The sequence below is a fragment of the Neobacillus drentensis genome, from assembly GCF_036966985.1.
GTDB classification, from domain to species: domain Bacteria; phylum Bacillota; class Bacilli; order Bacillales; family Cytobacillaceae; genus Neobacillus; species Neobacillus drentensis_E.
On sequence record NZ_JBALSN010000425.1, the window covers coordinates 1 to 3,042 of the forward strand.

Annotated in this window: 3 protein-coding genes; 1 reads left to right on the forward strand and 2 read right to left on the reverse strand. The window is 38.3% G+C overall.

The window, feature by feature from the left end; translation table 11 throughout:
• On the reverse strand, window positions 1-834 hold an 834-nt coding region (locus tag V7659_RS24190), incomplete at its 3' end, for an ABC transporter permease (RefSeq protein ID WP_335542695.1).
• 276 nt (window positions 835-1,110) lie between these two features.
• Here V7659_RS24190 and V7659_RS24195 point away from each other — a divergent pair.
• On the forward strand, window positions 1,111-1,593 hold the full coding sequence (locus tag V7659_RS24195) for a hypothetical protein (RefSeq protein WP_335542693.1): 483 nt from the start codon (window positions 1,111-1,113) through the stop codon (window positions 1,591-1,593).
• A 97-nt stretch (window positions 1,594-1,690) separates the two neighbouring features.
• On the opposite strand, the gene V7659_RS24200 is transcribed toward V7659_RS24195, so the two are convergent.
• Window positions 1,691-2,704, reverse strand: coding sequence for a DUF418 domain-containing protein (locus V7659_RS24200; protein ID WP_335542694.1), 1,014 nt, complete (start codon window positions 2,702-2,704; stop codon window positions 1,691-1,693).
• Window positions 2,705-3,042 lie beyond the last annotated feature (338 nt).

Below are 3,042 nucleotides of genomic sequence, written 5' to 3' on the forward strand. Positions count from 1 at the left end.
ACAAACCAATAGGAAAATAGCCCCTAGAAACGCTGTATGCGGCAACGTTTTTTGTAAATGGTCGCCTTTGAAAATAGAGATAATATTCGGAATAATCAAACCGATAAATGGGATAATTCCGACGGTCAGGACAACGGATGCCGTAATAAGGGCAACGAGTATCAACCCGATATTTACCACACTTCGATAGGCAAGACCTAGATTTTTTGAAAAATCCTCACCCATCCCTGCCACGGTAAAACGGTTGGCATAAAAATAGGCAATGACTAAAATTGGGATACTTATGTAGAGGAGTTCATAACGACCTTTCATAATCATCGAAAAATCCCCTTGGAGCCAGGCCGACATATTTTGAATGACGTCTGCTCGGTAAGCAAAAAAAGTGGTAACCGAAGACAAAATATTACCGAACATTAAGCCAATCAGCGGAATGTAAATGGCATCCTTAAACTTGATTCGGTCAAGAATCTGCATAAATAAAAAGGTTCCCCCAAGTGCAAACACAAAGGCTACAGCCATTTTTTCAAGCATGGTTGCATTGGCAAATAACAACATGGAGACAAGGATTCCAAGTCGGGTGGCATCCAAGGTTCCAGCGGTTGTAGGAGAAACAAATTTGTTCCGGCTTAGTTGCTGCATAATCAATCCAGCGATACTCATCCCTCCCCCCGCGAGTAGAATCGCAACGAGTCTCGGTACCCTGCTCACCAAGAAAATTTGCGTCTCCTCTGTTTGAAAGTCTAGCAAGTCTAATGGCGAAAGACTGCTAACACCTACAAATAGCGAGGTTGCAGATAAGATTATTAACGCTAACAGTAAATATCGTTTCTTCATAATTGTCCCCATCATTTCTATCATTCTAGCGATCTCTTGATGATAATAACGATGATAATGAAAATCATTATCATCAACTTATAAAGTTGATTATAACATTCAGAAATTTGAAGTCAACACTAATTGAGAACTCCTTTCAATTACACTCCCAAAATCATACATTTGTCCCAAATTTTGATTCCAAAACTACATACCTACTGAATAATAAAATTATCCGTTCCATACTCATATTGGACTTCCTGACCCTCATAAATTGGGCATTAGGAGGTGAATGTAGTGAAAAGAAGACTATTGGCTATATTCTTACCCATTTTGATTTTATTGTCTGGATGCTCCAGTGATCCTGTTCAAGATGATTTACTTAATTATGTAAATAAAGAAATGAAGGAAGCTGCGAAATTAGAAGGGACCGCCGTTTCGGCCTATGAAGGGGTCTCGGGTACAAACTATCAGGATGACCAGACCATGTACGATGTCTTAAATCGTGATGTCATTCCCAGTTACAGCGAATTTATTAAAGAACTAGATTCTGTAAAGATTGAAACTGATGAGGTAAGAGAAATTCACGAAATATATATTGAAGGGGCAGATATACAATTTAACGCCTTTGCTATAATAAAACAGGCGATAGAGGAACAGGATGCAGACTTGATTCAAAAAGCTAATGACATGTTGTCGGATGCACGAAAACACCTTCGAGAATATCAAACTAAATTGAATAAACTAGCAAAGGAACATGATGTAAAAATTGAAAAATAACCATAATTCCCCAAGTTAACCAATTTAAAAAAATAAAGTCAGTCCCCTAGCTTTGATAAAAGTCTAGAGGACTGACCTATTCTTTTTGACTCACCTATTATGAAGATGGCGGTCTTCTCATTGGCGGGATTTCCAAATAGGTCAACATGCGCCATACCCATTCCAATGGCCCAAATTTTAAAAAACGAAGCCAGACTGTACTGAAAACAAGCTGAATGACAAAAATCACAACACACAAATAAAACGATTGGATATACGCCAATTGATCAAATAGATCAAAAACTTTTCCTGCGAGGAGGATAAGTGCTGTTTGTGAAACATAGTTGGTCAGCGCCATCCTTCCATAGCTTTTTAAAGGTGAGAGAATACGCCGGATGAAGGGAAAGCTCAGAAGCGTAAGCAGCAATCCCACATAAAAAGCAGAGACAATCGGACCAATCATGATTCCGATCCGTAAGAATCGCTGTGTTTTCTGAAACTCATCACCTGATCCAAATGCAAACGCTGCATACTGATACTGATAAATAAGACCTGCTGCACTTAAAACAAACATAACCCCTGTAAAAACAGTTGTCACTTTCCATTGATTTGTCATTCGTTCAAATAATTGAAACTGCCCGGCGGCGATTCCTAACATCATCAACGGGACTACCATAAATATTTTTTCAGCAAACAAACTTATGACGAGCAACATGCCCAGTCCAAAAACAAGATTCACAACCTTGTTCACTCTATAAAATGGTAAGATAATCAGACCGCAAACGGAGTAAATCAATAATGCTTCCCCTGGCTGGAATTGTGCATGGACAGACCCAAATATAAACAACACAAGAATCCTCCGTAAAAACAACACGTACCCATTTTTCCCCTTCGCCATTGATCTCGAGATAAATAGGTAAAACCCCACACCAAACAAAAATGTAAAAATCGTATAAAAGCGCCCTTCTACAAATAAGTATAAAAACCTCCAATACGTTGCATCGCTGGTACTGGAAACCGGTAATCTCACTGATAATAATGGAATAATATTAACCAAAATAATTCCCATAAGGGCAAAACCTCGTAAATAATCAAGTGCGTCAATCCGCGCGTTGATTTCATTCGAATTCATCTATATCAACTCCACCATCATTATACTCGTTTATCCCCCTTTCACCTATTGAAACCAGACAAAAAGGCTGACACAAAACAACGTGTCACCCTTAGTAGTTTTTCGCATGTTAACCTTATTTATATAAAACCTCACCGTAATGCATCAAAATGAGGTTCTCTTGGAACTCACTCGTTTTTAAATAAGATGTTTGTCCTTAATCGAGTAACTAGCAAAAGTAAAATAAGCGGAGTTTTTCCGGTTAGATTCAAAATGGAGCTTGTTTTTGGGGGATATAAGGGGAGTTTTTCCGATTATGCAAAGCAAAATCTACCATATTAGAATTTTTCGAGTCAATA

Coding starts and splice junctions, on each gene's coding strand:
- V7659_RS24200 (WP_335542694.1), bottom strand. CDS start 2,704: ATGAATTCGAATGAAATCAACGCGCGGATTGACGCACTTGATTATTTA.